Source organism: Xanthomonas sp. 3075, assembly GCF_014197275.1.
GTDB classification, from domain to species: Bacteria; Pseudomonadota; Gammaproteobacteria; order Xanthomonadales; family Xanthomonadaceae; genus Xanthomonas; species Xanthomonas campestris_B.
On sequence record NZ_JACIFI010000037.1, the window covers coordinates 1 to 16,877 of the forward strand.

At 67.1% G+C, this 16,877-nt stretch carries 12 protein-coding genes; 9 read left to right on the plus strand and 3 right to left on the minus strand.

The genetic code is table 11. From position 1 onward, the window contains the following. Positions 1-673: 673 nt before the first annotated feature. From GGR62_RS20305 to GGR62_RS20340, 8 genes are all read left to right on the plus strand, one after another. Entirely contained in the window at positions 674-2,308 is a 1,635-nt protein-coding gene (locus GGR62_RS20305; RefSeq protein ID WP_184409632.1) for a TldD/PmbA family protein, read from the plus strand. A gap of 14 nt (positions 2,309-2,322) precedes the next feature. Continuing rightward, positions 2,323-3,657 (plus strand): TldD/PmbA family protein, encoded by a 1,335-nt coding sequence (locus GGR62_RS20310; RefSeq protein ID WP_184409633.1) that lies wholly within the window; start codon positions 2,323-2,325, stop codon positions 3,655-3,657. A gap of 273 nt (positions 3,658-3,930) precedes the next feature. Further along, positions 3,931-4,629 (plus strand): DUF4159 domain-containing protein, encoded by a 699-nt coding sequence (locus tag GGR62_RS20315; protein ID WP_184409642.1) that lies wholly within the window; start codon positions 3,931-3,933, stop codon positions 4,627-4,629. 252 nt (positions 4,630-4,881) lie between these two features. Then, a complete protein-coding gene (locus GGR62_RS20320) occupies positions 4,882-5,874 on the plus strand; it encodes a MoxR family ATPase (protein ID WP_184409634.1) in 993 nt (330 codons plus the stop codon). Positions 5,875-5,887: 13 nt separating this feature from the next. Beyond that, positions 5,888-6,784 carry a DUF58 domain-containing protein gene (locus GGR62_RS20325; protein WP_184409635.1) on the plus strand — a complete coding sequence of 299 codons (897 nt, stop codon included), beginning with the start codon at positions 5,888-5,890 and terminating at the stop codon, positions 6,782-6,784. 43 nt (positions 6,785-6,827) lie between these two features. Further along, a complete protein-coding gene (locus GGR62_RS20330) occupies positions 6,828-8,015 on the plus strand; it encodes a BatA domain-containing protein (RefSeq protein ID WP_184409636.1) in 1,188 nt (395 codons plus the stop codon). Continuing rightward, positions 8,012-10,279 carry a hypothetical protein gene (locus GGR62_RS20335; protein ID WP_184409637.1) on the plus strand — a complete coding sequence of 756 codons (2,268 nt, stop codon included), beginning with the start codon at positions 8,012-8,014 and terminating at the stop codon, positions 10,277-10,279. Before GGR62_RS20330 ends, GGR62_RS20335 begins: the two co-directional genes overlap by 4 nt. After that, positions 10,276-12,033, plus strand: a complete 1,758-nt coding sequence (locus GGR62_RS20340) for a carboxypeptidase regulatory-like domain-containing protein (RefSeq protein ID WP_184409638.1) — start codon at positions 10,276-10,278, stop codon at positions 12,031-12,033. Before GGR62_RS20335 ends, GGR62_RS20340 begins: the two co-directional genes overlap by 4 nt. A gap of 603 nt (positions 12,034-12,636) precedes the next feature. On the opposite strand, the gene GGR62_RS20345 is transcribed toward GGR62_RS20340, so the two are convergent. Together GGR62_RS20345 and GGR62_RS20350 are read right to left on the minus strand one after the other, a co-directional pair. Continuing rightward, positions 12,637-13,302, minus strand: a complete 666-nt coding sequence (locus GGR62_RS20345) for a DUF938 domain-containing protein (protein ID WP_184409639.1) — start codon at positions 13,300-13,302, stop codon at positions 12,637-12,639. A gap of 156 nt (positions 13,303-13,458) precedes the next feature. Further along, entirely contained in the window at positions 13,459-14,253 is a 795-nt protein-coding gene (locus tag GGR62_RS20350) for an EcsC family protein (protein WP_184409643.1), read from the minus strand. Between the two features lie 170 nt (positions 14,254-14,423). On the opposite strand from GGR62_RS20350, the gene GGR62_RS20355 reads away from it, so the two are divergent. After that, the gene (locus GGR62_RS20355) at positions 14,424-14,897 is read left to right on the plus strand and encodes an SRPBCC domain-containing protein (RefSeq protein WP_184409640.1); all 474 of its coding nucleotides are present in this window, start codon (positions 14,424-14,426) and stop codon (positions 14,895-14,897) included. A gap of 6 nt (positions 14,898-14,903) precedes the next feature. On the opposite strand, the gene proP is transcribed toward GGR62_RS20355, so the two are convergent. Continuing rightward, positions 14,904-16,394, minus strand: coding sequence for a glycine betaine/L-proline transporter ProP (proP, locus tag GGR62_RS20360; protein ID WP_184409641.1), 1,491 nt, complete (start codon positions 16,392-16,394; stop codon positions 14,904-14,906). Positions 16,395-16,877 lie beyond the last annotated feature (483 nt).

Sequence of the window (16,877 nt, forward strand, 5' to 3'; positions counted from 1 at the left end):
GCTCGCGGGACACGCCGTGAATCCGTCCGTGGAGGCTCGGTGGCGGCATCCATGCCGCCACACGGTCCCGCAAGCGGCGAGGACACCGCACCAGAAAGTTTGTCGGTAGCTTTTTTAAAGCCTGAAGGTTGATGGCCTTGGGTTGCGAAGATGATCCTACGCGGCGTTATTCAATGCGCACCGACCATCTCGACTGGTCCTTGCCTGCTCACCGTCGCGTGACCTTACGCGGCATGGATGCCCCATAAGAGCCTAAGGGAGGTACTTGCGGCGTGTCCTGCGATGGTGGGCGGGCAAGGGCCGTGCAGCCAAACCGCAGATGATCGCTTCATCTTTAGCCTCTCCGAGCCATATGAAGCAGGCACTGCGCACGATGGCGTGCGCGTCGCGCATTGCACGACCGCCGATAAGATAATGCATGCCTTTCATCGATCACATCGCGTGTCGGCGCGATGGCGCAGCAAGCAAACGCCACCAGCCCCGCTCGCCGCAGTTGCATGCAGGCTGCGTGCGCCGCTCGACTCATGCGAGTACAGCGATTGCCGCTGCACCCATGCCGAAAGTCATTTGACGCGGCATTCATCGCCCGGCAAGAATCGGAGATACCGCGCAGAGACCGATCGGCGCGTCACCACATCACCTGCGCGCCGCGTAGGACTATTGGGGAGTTGCCGTGCAGCGACGTGATTTCCTGGCCCTGACCGGGCTGACCATGGGTGGGTTGATCGTGCCCGCCTACTTCGGCAAGGCCATCGCCGCCGAGCAGTTGTTGACGCCGTTCGATGTGGGCCGCAAGAAGCGCCTGGCCGATGCCGGCCTCAACGCCGCGCGGCAGGCCGGTGCGAGCTATTGCGATGTGCGCATCGGCCGCTATCTGCGCCAGTTCGTCATCACCCGCGAGGACAAGGTGCAGAACGTGGTCAACACCGAATCCATCGGTGCGGGCGTCCGCGTGATCGTCGGTGGCGCCTGGGGCTTTGCCGCCACCAACGAGCTCACCGAGCAAGGCGTGGCCAAGGCCGCCGCGCAGGCGGCGGCGATCGCCAAGGCCAACGCCAAGGTGCAGGGCACGCCGGTACAGCTGGCGCCGACGCCGGGCGTCGGCGAGGTGAGCTGGAAGACGCCGATCAAGAAGAACGCGATGGAAGTGCCGATCAAGGACAAGGTGGACCTGCTGCTCGGCGTGAACGCTGCCGCCACCGCCGCCGGCGCCAACTTCGTCAACTCGATGCTGTTCGTGGTCAACGAGCAGAAGTACTTCGCCAGCACCGACGGCTCGTATATCGATCAGGACGTGCATCGCATCTGGGCACCGATGAGCGTCACCGCCATCGACACTGCCAGCGGCAAGTTCCGCACCCGCGACGGGTTGTCCGCGCCGATGGGCCTGGGCTACGAGTATCTGGATGGCGCTGCTTCGGGCAAGTTCGTCTCGCCCAACGGCGTGGTCAATTACGGTCTGTCCTACGACATGAAGGAAGACGCGATCGCGGCGGCCAAACAGGCGCAGGAAAAGCTCAAGGCGCCCTCGGTGAAGCCGGGCAAATACGACCTGGTGCTGGACCCCTCGCACACCTGGCTGACCATCCACGAATCCATCGGCCACCCGCTGGAACTGGATCGCGTGCTCGGTTACGAGGCCAACTACGCCGGCACCAGTTTCGCCACGCTGGACAAGCTCAAGGCCGGCTTCCAGTACGGCAGCGACAAGGTGCACATCCTGGCCGACAAGACCCAGGCCGGCAGCCTGGGCGCAGTCGGCTACGACGATGAAGGCGTCAAGACCAAGCAGTGGGATCTGATCCGCGACGGCAAGCTGGTGGACTATCAAGCGATCCGCGATCAGGCGCATATCCTCGGCAAGACCGCTTCCGATGGCTGCTGCTACGCCGACTCGTGGTCGAGCGTGCAGTTCCAGCGCATGGCCAACGTGTCGCTGGCGGCCGGCAAGACACCGCTGAGCGTGAGCGATTTGATCAAGAACGTGGAAAACGGCATCTACATCATCGGCGACGGCTCGTTCTCCATCGACCAGCAGCGCTACAACGCGCAGTTCGGTGGCCAGCTGTTCTACGAAATCAAGAACGGTGCGATCACCCGCATGCTCGAAGACGTGGCCTATCAGATCCGCACGCCGGAATTCTGGAACGCCTGCACTGCGGTCGCCGATCAACGCGACTACCGCCTGGGCGGCTCGTTCTTCGACGGCAAGGGCCAACCGAGCCAGGTCTCGGCGGTCTCGCATGGTTCGTCCACCGCTCGCTTCGATGGCATCAACGTCATCAGCACTGCCCGCTCGCTCGGCTAACAGGAGATACCCACATGAGCATCCTTACCGAAGCGCAGGCCAAGGCCATCCTGGACAAGGTCATCAAGTTGTCCAAGGCCGACGAGTGCACCGCACAACTCACCGGCTCGATCGACGGCAACATTCGTTTCGCACTCAACAACGTGTCCACCAGCGGCATCGTCGACAACACCGATCTGCAGGTGCAGGTGGCGTTCGGCAAGCGCGTGGGCGTGGCCACCATCAACGAGTTCGACGATGCCTCGCTGGAGCGCGTGGTGCGGCGTGCCGAAGACCTGGCCCGCCTGGCGCCGGAAAATCCCGAGTTCATGCCGGCGGTGGGCAAGCAGACCTATCGGGCCAGCCCGACCTTCAGCGAATCCACCGCCGCCATCGATCCGGCGTTTCGCGCGCAGGTCGCTGCCGATTCGATCGCCCCGTGCAAGGGCAAGGGCCTGATCGCCGCCGGTTTTCTGGAAGATGGCCAGAGCTTCACCGCCTTCGCCAACAGCAAGGGCAACTTCGGCTATCAGCGTGGCGCGCGTTTCGACTACACCTGCACCGTGCGCACCGAAGACGGTCGCGGTTCGGGTTGGGTCGGTCGTAATCTGAAGGATGCCGCCGACTTCAAGGCCGAGCAGGACATCCGCATCGCGATGCGCAAGGCCAGCGATTCGGCCGAGGCCAAGGCGCTGGAGCCGGGCAAGTACACGGTGATCCTGGAGCCGGCTGCGGCTGCCGGGCTGATTTCCTTCATGATGAATTTCTTCGACGCGCGCCGTGCCGACGAAGGCCGCAGCTTCCTGTCCAAGAAGGGCGGCGGCAACAAGCTGGGCGAGCAGGTCTACGACCCGCGCGTGAATATCACCGCCGACCCGTGGGATGCGCGTGCGGCGGTGCTGCCGTGGGACGAAGAAGGCCTGCCGCGCGAGAAGATGTCGATCGTGGAAAACGGCAAGATCGCCAACCTGCAGTATTCGCGGTTCTGGGCGCAGAAGAACGGCAAGCGCGCGGTCGGCGAGCCGGGCAATCTGTTGATGGCCGGCGGCGACAAGAACATCGCCGAGCTGGTGCGCGGCACCGAGAAGGGCATCCTGGTCACGCGCACCTGGTATATCCGCATGGTCGATCCGCAGACCGTGCTGCTCACCGGGCTGACCCGCGACGGCACGTTCTACATCGAGAACGGGCAGATCAAGTACCCGGTGAAGAATTTCCGCTTCAACGAATCGCCGGTGATCATGCTCAACAACATCGACGAACTCGGCAAGCCGGTGCGCGTGGCCGGCGACGAATCCAATTTCGTGATGATGATTCCGCCGATGCGTTTGCGCGATTTCACGTTTACCTCGTTGTCGGATGCGGTGTGAGGCGTAGCAGCCCTCATCCGCCCCTGCGGGGCACCTTCTCCCGCAAGCGGGAGAAGGGAGATGCATCGACGGGCGCAGCGCAGCTGGCCCTGCTCCCCTCTCCCGCGTCGATAGGGGCAGCACTGGCCCTGCTCCCTTCTCCCGTGTCGATACGTGAAGCACTGGCTCTGCTCCCTTCTCCCGTATCGATACGTGCAACACTGGCTCTGCTCCCTTCTCCCGTTCACGGGAGAAGGTGCCCGAAGGGCGGATGAGGGAGGCCACCGCATGACGATGACCCGCAGCCACTTCCTGCGCCTGCTGCTCGGCTGCACCGCCGCCCTGGCGCTACCGCGGCGCGCGCGCGCCGCCGGCAATTACGACTTCTGGTTTACCCGGCTGCGTTACGACTCCGGCGATTGGGAGGTGGATGCGCGCATGCCGTCCAACCTGATCACTTCGCTGATCGACTACACCCAGCTGCGCGTGGACCCGCAGGAGCATGTGCTGGATCTGGCCGATGCCCGCATGTTGCAGGCGCCGTTCTGCTATCTGTCGGGACACAAGCTGGTGGAGTTCAATCCGATCGAGCGGCGCAACTTCGAACGCTATGTGCGCAATGGCGGCTTCGTGTTCGTGGACGATTGCAATCACGATATCGACGGCCTGTTTGCAACATCGTTCGAAGCGCAGATGGCATCGATCTTCGGCAAGAGTGCATTGCAGAAACTACCCAAGACGCACCGTCTGTACAGCGCATTCTTCAAGTTCCCCGACGGCCCGCCGGCGACCGGCTTCGAGCTCAATGGCTGGGGCGACGATCTGGTGCACGACTATCTGAAAGGCATCAGCATCGACGGCCGGCTGGGCGTGTTGTACAGCAACAAGGATTACGGCTGCGAATGGGATTACGACTGGCGCAACAAACGCTTCCTGGCCGAAGACAACACCAAGTTCGGCGTCAACATCGTGATGTATGCGTTGACCAATTGAACGCCACGTAACAGCGCGCGCTGTGGACTGCGCGACAGCCCATCGCGCGCAAGCGCGCTCCTCCAGACCCACGTGAGAACTCACTCCATGCAGTGCGGACCGACAGCAGATAGCCCCCGCCAGCACATCCATGCGAGTTCACCACTGCGTACGCTCTCAGCGAGGCGCACGTGAGTCCGATCAGGGTCCGCCAGTAACGCTTCGTCACGCGCCGGCGTGCGCCGGCGCAAACAGCCACACAACGAGACTCCCATGACTTCGCCCAACGACGACATCCTCACCGCACAACTCTCCCGACTCGGCGCTTTGCGTGCAGCGTTGGCCCAGGCGGTGGTGGGCCAGGACGCAGTGGTGGAGCAACTGCTGATCGGCCTGCTGGCCGGCGGCCACTGCCTGCTGGAAGGCGCGCCCGGCCTGGGCAAGACGCTGCTGGTGCGCTCGCTCGGCCAGGCGTTGGAACTGCAGTTCCGCCGCGTGCAGTTCACCCCGGATCTGATGCCCAGCGACATTCTCGGTACCGAGCTGCTGGAAGAAGATCACGGTACCGGGCATCGCCACTTCCGGTTTCAGCAAGGGCCGATCTTCACCAACCTGCTGCTGGCCGACGAACTCAATCGCACCCCGCCCAAGACCCAGGCCGCGTTGCTGGAAGCGATGAGCGAGCGCACCGTCAGTTATGCCGGCACCACCTATGCGTTGCCGGCGCCGTTCTTCGTGCTGGCCACGCAGAATCCGATCGAGCAGGCCGGCACCTATCCGCTGCCGGAAGCGCAACTGGATCGTTTTCTGCTGCATGTGCGGGTGGATTACCCCAGCGAGCAGGAGGAGCGCGACATCCTCACCCAGACCACCGGCAGCGCGAGCGCGCAGGTGCCCCAGGTGATGGACGCGGACAGCGTGCTGGCATTGCAGCAACAGGTGCGGCAGGTGCATGTGGGCGCGGATCTGCTGACCTGGATCAACCGCCTGGTGCGCGCAAGCCGCCCGGGCCCGCAGGCCAGCGACGAGGTGCGGCAGTGGATCAAGTGGGGCGCCGGCCCGCGTGCCGGGCAATCGCTGGTGCTCGCGGCCAAGGCGCGTGCGTTGCTGCATGGCCGCTTCGCGGCGACACGCGAGGATGTGATTGCGCTGGCTGCACCGGTGATGCGTCATCGCCTGCTGCTGTCGTTCGCCGCCGAAGCCGAACAGCGCAGTGCCGACGATGTGGTCGCCGCGCTACTGCGCGCCGTGCCGTTCCCGGCGTGAGGCACGTAACGAGGTGAGTGTGGACGTGCCGGTGCTGATTCCTGCCGACCTGCGTAGCCGCCTGCGCGGCTTGCAACTGCGCGCGCGTCACGCACAGGGCGCGCACGGCATCGGCCAGCACGCCAGCCGCAGCCGTGGTGCCGGGCTGGAGTTTTCGCAATACCGCGCGTACGAGCCCGGCGATGCGTTGCGCCAGATCGACTGGAAGCTCTACGCCCGTTCGGACCGCTTCTTCGTGCGCGAAGCCGAACGCGAAAGCCCGCTCACGTTGTGGTTGTTGCTCGATGCCACCGCCTCCGCTGGCCAGGCCGATCAGGCGCGTCCGCACGACACGCGCTTGCAGGCGATGGCGACGCTGGCTGCCTGCGCTGCAGAGATCGCGCTGCACCAGGGCGATCAGGTCGGCTTGTTCGCGGTGCATGGCGATGGCCTGGTGGCCGTACCTGCCGGCGGCGGACCGCGTCAACGCGACCGCCTGTGGCTGGCCTTGCACGGGCTACGCGCCGGCGGACGCTGGCCGGGCATGGACGCGCTGCGGCCGCTATGGGAACGCATCGCCGCACACACGTTGGTGCTGTCGATCGGCGACGGCTTCGATGAAGAGTTGGTCGGCGCCCTGGAACGACTGGCCGCCGCGCGGCGCGAAGTGGTGCAACTGCAAGTGCTGACCTGCGACGAACGCGATTTTCCCTTCGACGGCGGGCACCGCTTCCGCGATCCGGAAACCGGCGAGGAACTGCTCGGTGATGGCGCCGCAATGCGCGCCGACTACCTGCACCGCTTCGGCCAGGCGCAGCGTGCACGGCAGGCACGCTGGCAGTCCGCCGGGATTGCGCATGCGGTGCATTATCTGGATGCGCCACCGGATGCGGCGCTGCGCGCGTTGTTTGCGCAGGGTGCACGGCAATGAGCCAGCGCACCGGCTTCAATAATGCGGCTGAGGCAGCGCAGCGGTGAACCTGTTCCTGCTCTTTCCCGCCGGCCTGGCCGCCTTGGCTGCGTTGCTGCTGCCGTTGCTGATCCATCTGGCCCGGCGCAGCGAACACCGCCCCACCGACTTTGCCGCGCTGCGCTGGCTGCGTGCGCTGCCGCGCCCGCGCCACCGGGTGCGTTTCGACGAATGGCCGTTGCTGCTGGTGCGCCTGCTGTTGCTTGCCGCGTTGGCGCTGCTGCTGGCCGAGCCGGCAGTACGCGACCATCAGGATGCACGCCCGCGTATCGCGGTCAGCCCCGGCGTGGATCTGGCCGCAGCACGACAACGTGCGCATGCAGCGAACGCGCAATGGGTGTGGCTGGCGCCGGGTTTCCCACCGATCGCCTCCGATGCCACAGACGCCAACACGCCAGCCATCCGCACACCGCAGCCGGTGGCCAGCCTGTTGCGTGAGCTCGATGCCGGCCTGCCGCCCGGCGCCGCACTCCGCGTGATCGTGCCTAGCCAATGGGGGCCGCTGGATGCACAGCGTCTGCAGCTGTCGCGCGACGTGCAGTGGCAGGTCGTGCCGGGTCGATCGCCTGCCGCCGCCGTCACCGCCGCCGTACCGTTGCGCTTGCACCTCATTACCGACGCACCGGCAGCGCCGGCACTGCGTTATCTGCGCGCCGTGCATGCCGCCTGGGCGCTGCCCGGCACGCTACCGGTGAGCTCGCCCGCCGATGCTGCGCCATCGCGCTGGCCATCCGGCACGGTAGTGGTGTGGCTGTCGCACCGCGCACCGCCCGCGCCGGTCATCGCGTGGGTCGCGGCCGGCGGGCAACTGCTGCTCGACGCGCAGACGCCGCTGCCGTCCACGCTCGCCACCGCACTGCAGCCCCTGCTGCAGGATGCACACGGCACGCCGCTGATCGACGCTGCGGCGTACCGGCGCGGACGCCTCTTGCGCTGGGCCGCACCACTGATGCCGCAACAGCTGCCCGCGCTGCTGGACGCCGATTTGCCGACCCGTCTGCACGACGCCCTGCAGCCAGCTGCCACCCCACAGCACGCGCTGGCGCAGGCCGTTCAACCGCAACGCGGTACTGCCATCGGCCTGACCACGGCCCCGTGGCCGCTGGCGCCGTGGCTGATCGGTCTGGTGCTGCTGCTGTGTGCGGTCGAACGCTGGCTGGCCACCGCGCCTCGCCGGAGTGGTGCGGCATGAGCACGCCGGCACTGCAGCATGCCTGGCAGGCTGCGCGGCGACGCCAGGCTGCGGGCGTGGTGGTGAGCGGGCTGCCGCTGGCCGCGGTGCCCGCGGTGCTGGCATGGCGCGCCGGTGCGCACCTGGCGATCGTGCCGGTAGTGATCGCAAGCGTGTTGGCACTGGCCGGTGTGGCGGTGCTGGCGGCACGCCGACTCGACCAGACCTGGCTGATCCGCCGGCTGGATCGCGAGCCGGACCTGGAAGACAGCAGCGACCTGCTGTTCGCCTCGACCACGCAACTCGGCCCGCTGCAGATCCTGCAACGGCAGCGGCTGCAGCAGCGCTTGCGCAGTACCCCGCGCGACCTGCGCCCGGCCTGGCCGTGGCACCGCGCCTGGCCGTGGAGCCTGTCTGGTCTGCTTGTCTGCATCGCGCTGGTGCTGTGGCCGCCCACCGCGCCGCCGCCCACGCCAGACACCGACCGCCTGGCCGCCGCACGTGCCAGTGCCGGCGCGCCCACGTTGCGTCAGGCCCGGCTGCACAGCACGCCGCCTGCCTACACCCGCCTGCCGCCCGCGCGCTTGCCTGGCCTTGATGCGCGTATCCCGGCCGGCACCCGGCTGGCGTGGCTCCTGCAGGTCAGCCCGACGCCGCGCACCGTCGCATTGCGGTTTACCGACGGCCGCATCGTCGCGCTGGCCCGGCGAGGCAGCACCGACCGGTGGCAGGGCCAGTGGGTTGCCGAACGCGCCAGCCTGTACCGCATTCTCATCGACGGTGCGCCGGCCGACCGCCAGCTGCATCGGCTCGAGGTGTTGCCCGACCGCCCGCCGCAGGTGCGCGTGCTCGCACCCGAGCAGAGCCTGGTGTCCTGGACGCCCGCCAATGGCGGCTGGACACTGCGCTTCGAGGCCAGCGACGACTATGCGGTCGCCCCCGATGCCGAGCTGCGCCTGACCCTGGCCCAGGGCAGCGGCGAGAACATCACCTTCAGCACGCAGCGCCGCAACCTCACCGGCAGCGGCCCGGCCAGGCAGCGCGCCTTCTCCACCATCCTGCAGCCGCAGGCGCTGGGCATGGCCGCCGGCGACGACCTGATCGCCCAGTTGATCGTCCACGACACCCGCCAGCCGACCGCGCAGGAAGGTCGCAGCGCCAGCGTCATCCTGCGCTGGCCGCCGCCCGAACAGACCATGGCCGCCGGCCTGGAGGCCAGCGTCAAGCAGACCTTGCCGGCCTACTTCCGCAGCCAGCGCCAGATCATCATCGACGCCGAGGCGCTGCTGAAGGACAAACCGCGTCTGGATGCCGCCAGCTTGCTCAAGCGCGCCGATGCCATCGGTGTGGACCAGCGCCTGCTCCGGTTGCGCTATGGCCAGTTCCTCGGCGAAGAAAGCGAGGGCGCGCCCAAAGGTCCACCAACTGCCGACGACCCGCCCACCAGCGATGCCCCGGCCGATGACCTGCCGACCGCCGACATGCCCACCGCCGACGCACCGGCATCGCCTGCGCCATCTGCGCACGCCCACGATCACGCCCACGATCACGCCCACGACGAACACGATCACGCATCCGAACCCGGGGCCGCCGCGTTGGACGACCACGATCACGGCGACAGCAACGGCCGGCCCGAACGCAGCAGCTTCGGCCAGGCAGACAACGTGCTGTCCGAATTCGGCCATACCCACGACCATGCCGAAGCCGCCACCCTGCTCGACCCGCAGACCCGGGCGCTGCTGCGTGCCGCGCTGGACCAGATGTGGCAGTCCGAGGGCGCACTGCGCCAGGGCCAGCCCGAGCGCGCGCTGCCCTATGCCAACAAGGCGCTGGGTTTCATCAAGCAGGTACAGCAGGCCGAACGCATCTACCTGGCGCGGGTCGGCACGCAGCTGCCGCCGATCGACCCCAGCCGCCGCCTGAGCGGCGAGCGCACCGGCCTGGGCAACCGCGCCGCCGGCCTGGACACCCGTCCGGACCCCGACCCGTCAGCACTGCATCTCTGGGACGCGTTGGGCGCGCCTGCACCGGTGCCCGACGCCACCCTGGCGCGCTACGCGCAATGGCTGCAGCGCCAGCAGGACCGCTTGCACGACCCATTGAGCCTGGTCGCCGCAGTGGAAACCCTGCGCGCCGAACCCGGCTGCGGCCCCTGCCGCGCCCGGCTGCGCGCCCAGGTCTGGCGTACCCTGGTCGCCCCCCCGGCGCCGGTCCACCGACGCGACACGCCCGACGCACGTGGCCAGCGCTATCTGGATGCATTGCGCCAGGAGCCGCAGCCATGACCCTGTCGCTGCCCTGGCTGGTCGGCTCGGCGCTGCTCCTGCTGGTGCTGGTCGGCTGGTTTCGCTTGCTGCGTACGCCCGCCGGGCAAGCGCCTTCGCGCGCCCGTCCGTGGCTGTTGCTCGCCGCCCAACCGCTGCTCGCCGGGCTGCTTTACCCGGTGCTGTTGCCACCATCGCGCGCTGGCAGTGCGGGCGAGTTGCAGGTCGCCACCGCCGGCACCACGGCAGCGCAGGTCGGGCCGGATTCCGCACAGTGGATCGCGTTGCCCGAAGCGCCCGCGTTACCGGGCGTGACACGCGTCCCGGACCTGGCCACCGCGCTGCGGCGCGCACCCGGCACCACCGCGCTGGTCGTGCACGGCATCGGCCTGCCGGCGCGCGACCGCGACGGACTCGGCATCCCGCTACGACTGGCGCTCAGCCCGGCACCAACCGGCTTGGTCGCCGTCTCGACGCCTTCCCCGGTCGCACCAGGCGAAACCCTTGCAGTCAGCGCGCGCGTGCAGGGCGTCGCGGCTGCTCGGGTGGATTTGCTCGACCCGGCCGGCCAACCGATCGATACCGCCATGGCCGACGCCGCTGGCCGCGTGCGGCTGCGCGGCCTTGCCCGCGCACCAGGGCAGGTGCTGTTCGCACTGCGCCTGCGCGACGCCGGCGGGGTCGAGCGCGGCCGCGTGCAGGTCCCGCTGCTGGTGAGCGCGGTGGCACCGGCACGCGTGCTGTTGCTGGCCGGCGCGCCGCAGCCGGAACTGAAATATCTGCGCCGCTGGGCAAGCGATGCAGGGCTGGACGTGCGCAGCCAGATCGCGGCCAGCCCCGGCGTGCAACTGGGCGAAGGCGCCGCGCTGGACGCCGCCAGCCTGGACACACTGGACCTGCTGGCCATCGACCAACGCCGCCTGGTGACCTTGGGCAGCGCGCAGCGTCAGGCGGTGCATGCTGCGATTGGTCGCGGATTGGGCGTGCTGGTGCGCACCGACGGCCCTGTGGATGCCGGCACCCGCGCCGCGCTCGGCGAACTTGGCCTGACCATCGCAGGCGGCACCACCAGCACCCCGGTGCCCGCACCGCTCCGGTTGTCGTCGCCTGCAACCTCCACCGACCCCGCCGCAGCCCCAGAGCTGGCGCTGCCGCCCCTGCAACGCCGCGACCTGCAACCACAGCCTGCCGATGCGGTGATCGCCGCCCGCGCAGACGACGGCAGTGCGCTGGGCTGGTGGCGCCCGGAAGGCCGCGGCCGCATCGGCATCGGCCTGATCGAAGACAGCTTCACCCTGGTGCTGGCCGGCCGCAGCGACCTGCACGCGACGCTCTGGGCGCAGCTGTTCGGTGCCGTCGCTCGCCCAGGCGCCGCCCAACCGGTCCCGGTACAGGAAGGCTGGCTGCAACAGCGCATGCCCCTGTGCGGTCTCGGCGCAGATGCGCGTGTCATCGACCCTACGGGGACGCCCCGAACGCTGCTGATAGATCCGGCGAGCCACCCCCATGCCTGCGCCGCCTACTGGCCTACAACCGCAGGCTGGCATCGCCTGCACACCGGCAGCCACACGCGCTGGCTTTACGTGCGCGCGCCCAGCGATGCCCGCGCGCTGCACACCCAGCAAACCCGCGCCGCCACCCTTGCGCTGGCGGCGACCACCACCACCGCGAACATCGGCACACCGGCACCTCAACCCGGCCCCCGCTGGCCCTGGCTACTGGCCTGGCTCACGCTGGCCACGGCACTGTGGTGGCTGGAACGGCGCAGGCGCTGAACGGCCGAAGCCGCAGGCCATGTGAGTGCTTCGTCCAGTCGCGATGCTGCCGTGACGCACGCGTTGCAGCGTGATCTGCACCAGGTCGCGCCTCGCTCCGTTTGCGCGACCACTGGGGCGGCTCCTGTTGGCGTGCGACTTCCGGGATGTGCATCCCGAGGCCAAGACGCGGCTTTTTGGCAAGCGCGCGTCCAGCCCGCGTAACACCATGACGTACAACGCTGCAGCGGGTTTTCCGAGACACACGGCCGCACCGCGCAGGCGATGCGTCTGGCCGGCTGTGGTTTGGCTTCCGGCTTCCTGCCTTTTCGGCGCCATTCCGCAGTGGCGGACTCGGTAAGCCCCGCTGAGCCAGCGCACCGCGATGTGTAGCGTTTTTCGTCGGCGCAGAATAGCCGTCGATGACGTCCGTCGACGCAACCAACCCGGCACGTAACGCGCGCAGGCTGCTTGCCTTTGATTCTCTCGACCAGCCTGCGGTTGCTGTCAGTGACCCCTTTGCAAGCGCAAGCAGAGCCGACTCGCCCAACGGACGAAATCCGTACGTTGCCTATCCCGCGTCAGCGCAATCGCCAGACACACCGTCGGCAACACACACCGACACTACCTCCGCAACCAGACCCGGCACACATTATTCGCCGGCAACGCCACATCGTCGATCAATTGCAGGCCAACCGCGGCGGCCAACGCATCCACCGCTTCGGCATCGCGGATTCCCGATGCCGCATCGCGTTCGCGCAACATCGCATCGAATGCCCGGTTGCTCTCGCTGGTGAAACGACCCTCGCGGTTGAACGGCCCATAGACCACCAACACCGCACCCGGCGCCATCACCGCCGGCAGGCCCGCGAACAATGCCTGTACCTGCGGCCAGCCCATGATGTGCAAGGTATTGGCGCTATACACCGCGTCATAGCCGGCCGCTTCGCCCGGCTGCACAGGTGGCAACGGCGGTGCCGGTGCCAACCCCGGGGTCGGCGTCAAGACCGCCTGCAACGCAACCGGCGGCGGTGTATTGGGTAACGCGGCCTCATCCAACCACTGCTGCATGCCCGGCAGATGATCTGCATGGTCGCTGGCCTGCCAACGCAACCAGGGCATCTCCGCAGCAAAGTGCACGGCATGCTGCCCGGTACCGGCACCAATCTCCAACACATGGCGACGGCCGGCAAAGTGCCGCTGCAACACCGCCAGAATGGGAGCGCGGTTACGCGCGGAGGCAGGCGAAAAAGGTTTGGTCATGGTCCGGATCCGAACAAGCAGTCGCAATTGTCACTCGGCGCGCGTGAGATGCACTGCCATGCCCGCGATGACCGTGCGACATGGCGTGCGCGTCAGCGCAACTCCGCAATAAGGTTTGATACGTACTACGCGGCATGCCGCTACCCAGCGCGTACGTAGCACAGCCGCGCGTTGCAACCCACCTCAGCGCGCGGCAGGCAACGCCTCATACGCGCGCCGCACCGCCTCTTCGCCAAACCGTCGCTCCAGCCGGCGCACGATGAAATGGCCGCGCGCCATTGCCTGGAAGTGGCGCATGAACACCGTATTGAGCATGGCGCCGCTCACCGCGCCGACCAGCGGTACTGCTTGCACGGCGAGTTTTTCGCCCACATTGATCGAGAACTTGGCAGCAACCCGCGAAATCAGCGATACCAACGCGGGCGCGCCCTTGCTGGCGAAGCCATGCGCGGCGACATAATGTGCCGCAGCGTTGAGTTGCTGCGCCATCGCCGTACGGACTGCGAAGTAACCCGATTCGGCACCGTCGTCGCCCACGCTGCGTCCGCCATGCGCCAACACTTCCAGGCACGCCAGTGCGGTTTCCGGATCGTGCAGCGACTCGCCTTCCGAGCGCGCGATGGCGGCGATGGAGCGCAGCATCACCGTGGTGGTCACCGGCAACTCAACCAACAAACCGGGCAAGCCAAAGAAGCCACCCGCGCCCCCTGCGACAGCCACGGCCATGGTGTGCCGCGCGGTGGCTGCGGGCTGCTGCGCATCGGCCTTGCCGCGTAGGCTCAGCAATGCCGATTTCATCGCCACTTGCAGCGCACGGCGGGTGACGCCGTCGATGCTGCGGGTCACCAGCTTCGGCAGTCGCTTGGTGATCAGACTCTCGATCGGCGCGCCCACTGCATTGGCCAATTGCGCCGCCACGCCGGGGTTCTCCAACAGCGTGTGCGCCGTGACCAGATCACGCTGCGCTGCAGCATCCATCACCTGTATCGGAAACGTCGTCATGCCTGCTCTTTCGTTGTAAGGGCCTGTGCCGATGGTACCCAGCGCCATGTGAGCGCTGGACGAGCGAGCCGGACAGTGGCGTATTCATTCTGCAATGGACCGGCAAATGCGCGATCATCGGCGCCCACGCTGCGAATGCCCGTCAGATGACTCGTGAAATCCGCCACAGCTTCGTCATTGCCGCCGCGCCGGAATTGGTCTGCGCTGCGCTGTCACAACCGACGCAGTTGGCGCGTTGGTGGACGCGCGAGGTGAGCGTGGCCGGCAATCGCGTCCGCCTGGACTGGAGCCGCCAGGGCTGGCGAGTGGAACTGAGCATCGATGACGACGCCGATCATCGCCTGGTGTGCTGGCGCTGCCGCGACTCCAACATGCTCGACACCGACGCGTGGAAAGGCACGGTCATCCGCTTTGAACTGCGCTCCACCAGCCAGGGCACGCAGGTGGATTTCGTGCAATTGGGCTACCGCGATTCGCCCTGCAAGGAAGCGTGCGCGCGCGGCTGGCGGTTTTTCCTGGGCAGCAGTCTCAAGCGCTATGTGGAAACCGGCGAGGGCATGCCCTCGGCCGATATGCATGCACCCGAGGTGCGCGACACGCGCGCACTCGCACCACTGTAGGCACGCTTACGCGATATGCGGCTGGCCCATCGATGGCGCTGCACTGCCCGGCAACCGGGCGTCCACCGTCACCGGGCCATTGCCTTGCAACAAGGCGCGCGCTTCCGCATCGCTCGCCACCGCCGGCGGCGAGCCGCGCAGCGGCAGCCCGGCGGTTTCGCGCACGAACAGCATGGTCACCAAACCGATCGCCGCTGCCCCCATCAGATAGTACGCCGGCACCAGCGGGTCGCCGGTGCGCTCTACCAGCCAGGCGGTGACCAGCGGTGTGGTGCCGCCGAACAACGACACCGACACGTTGAAGCCGATCGACAGCGCGCTGTAGCGGACCGGCGTGTAGAACAACGCCGGCAGCGTGGACGGCATCGAACTGGTGAAGCACACCAACGCCAGGCCGAGCAGCATCAGGCCGGCGAAGATCAACCCGTCATGGCCGCTGCCGATCAGCAGCAGACACGGAATCGCCAGCGCGAATAGCGCAATGCAGGCACCGATAATCATCGGGCGGCGGCCCACTTTGTCGCTGAACATGCCGCCGACGATGTTGAGCGGCATCATCACCAGCATCACCAGAATGATCAGCAACAAGCCCTTGCTTTCGGCATAGCCCATGGTGACGCTGAGGTAGCTGGGCATGTAGGTCAGCAGCATGTAATCGGTGACGTTGAACACCAGTACCAGGCCAACGCACTTGAGCAGCTGGGGCCAATGCAGGCGCAGCAAGGTCAGCAGCCCCTGCCCGGCAGTTTCCCGCTCGCGTTGTTCGGATTGCTCGGTATATGCGCGAAATGCCGGGGTTTCTTCCAGTTTCATGCGCATGTACAGCCCGAGCAGGCCCAGCGGCCCGGCAATCAGGAATGGCACGCGCCAGCCCCACGCCAGCATCTGTGTCTCGGTCACCGTCATGTGCAACGCCGTTACCGTGGCGGCACCGGCGATATAGCCGCCCAGCGTGCCGAATTCCAGCCAGCTGCCCATCAATCCGCGATTGCGATCGGTGGCGTATTCGGCAATGAACGTCGCCGCGCCGCCGTACTCGCCGCCGGTGGAAAAACCCTGCAGCATGCGCGCCAGCAACAGCAGTGCCGGCGCCCACAGCCCGATCGTGGCGTAGGACGGAATCAGGCCGATGCTGAAGGTTCCCAGCGCCATCAAAATCATCGTGGACGCCAGCACTTTCTGGCGCCCATAACGGTCGCCGAGCGGGCCGAACACCAAGCCGCCGATCGGCCGCATCAAGAACGCGACGGTGAACGTGGCAAAGGTCGCGATCACCTGCGCGGTGGGGCTGCTGGCCGGGAAGAACACATGCCCCAACGTCACAACCAGATAGCCGTAGACGCCGAAGTCGAACCATTCCATCGCATTACCCAACGCGGCGGCGCCCACCGCCTTGCGCAACATTGCACGATCCACCACGGTGACCTCGTCCAGTTGCAGCTGGCGGCGGCGTTTGAACCAGCCAAAGTGCGAACGCATCGCGCGCGGATCGTGCATGTGTTTGGTCTCCGGAAGCGGCCATCGCTGCCCCCTCGCCCTGGCCAACGCACAGGACACGGCACATCACGCAAGCACGGCCACTGCATGCATGGGTGACACCGGAGGCATTCCCGGACGGCCGCGTGGACTCAGCGACGCTGCGGGACAGACGACCAAGGGATGGGCTACGGCCCAAGGGCTTGATCAGGTCGCCATGGTACACCAGCACGCTGATTGCTGCAGGCAGCGTGCATAAAACCGCTTGTTTCCAGCCTTTTGGAAGTCCTTGCGCATATGCACCATCCTTGCACCAGGCTGCACATTGACCCCAGATGCCCGATACCACTAGGGAAGCTCTGAACAACGCACCACAGATACGCGACACTACCCGCCTCATGTGGAGTATTGATCCATGCAACTGACGTTCGGTGACGCTGAGGGCCTGGGCAAGCGCAAGCAGACCCGGCGCGAGATCTTTCTGGCCGAGATGGAGCAGGTGGT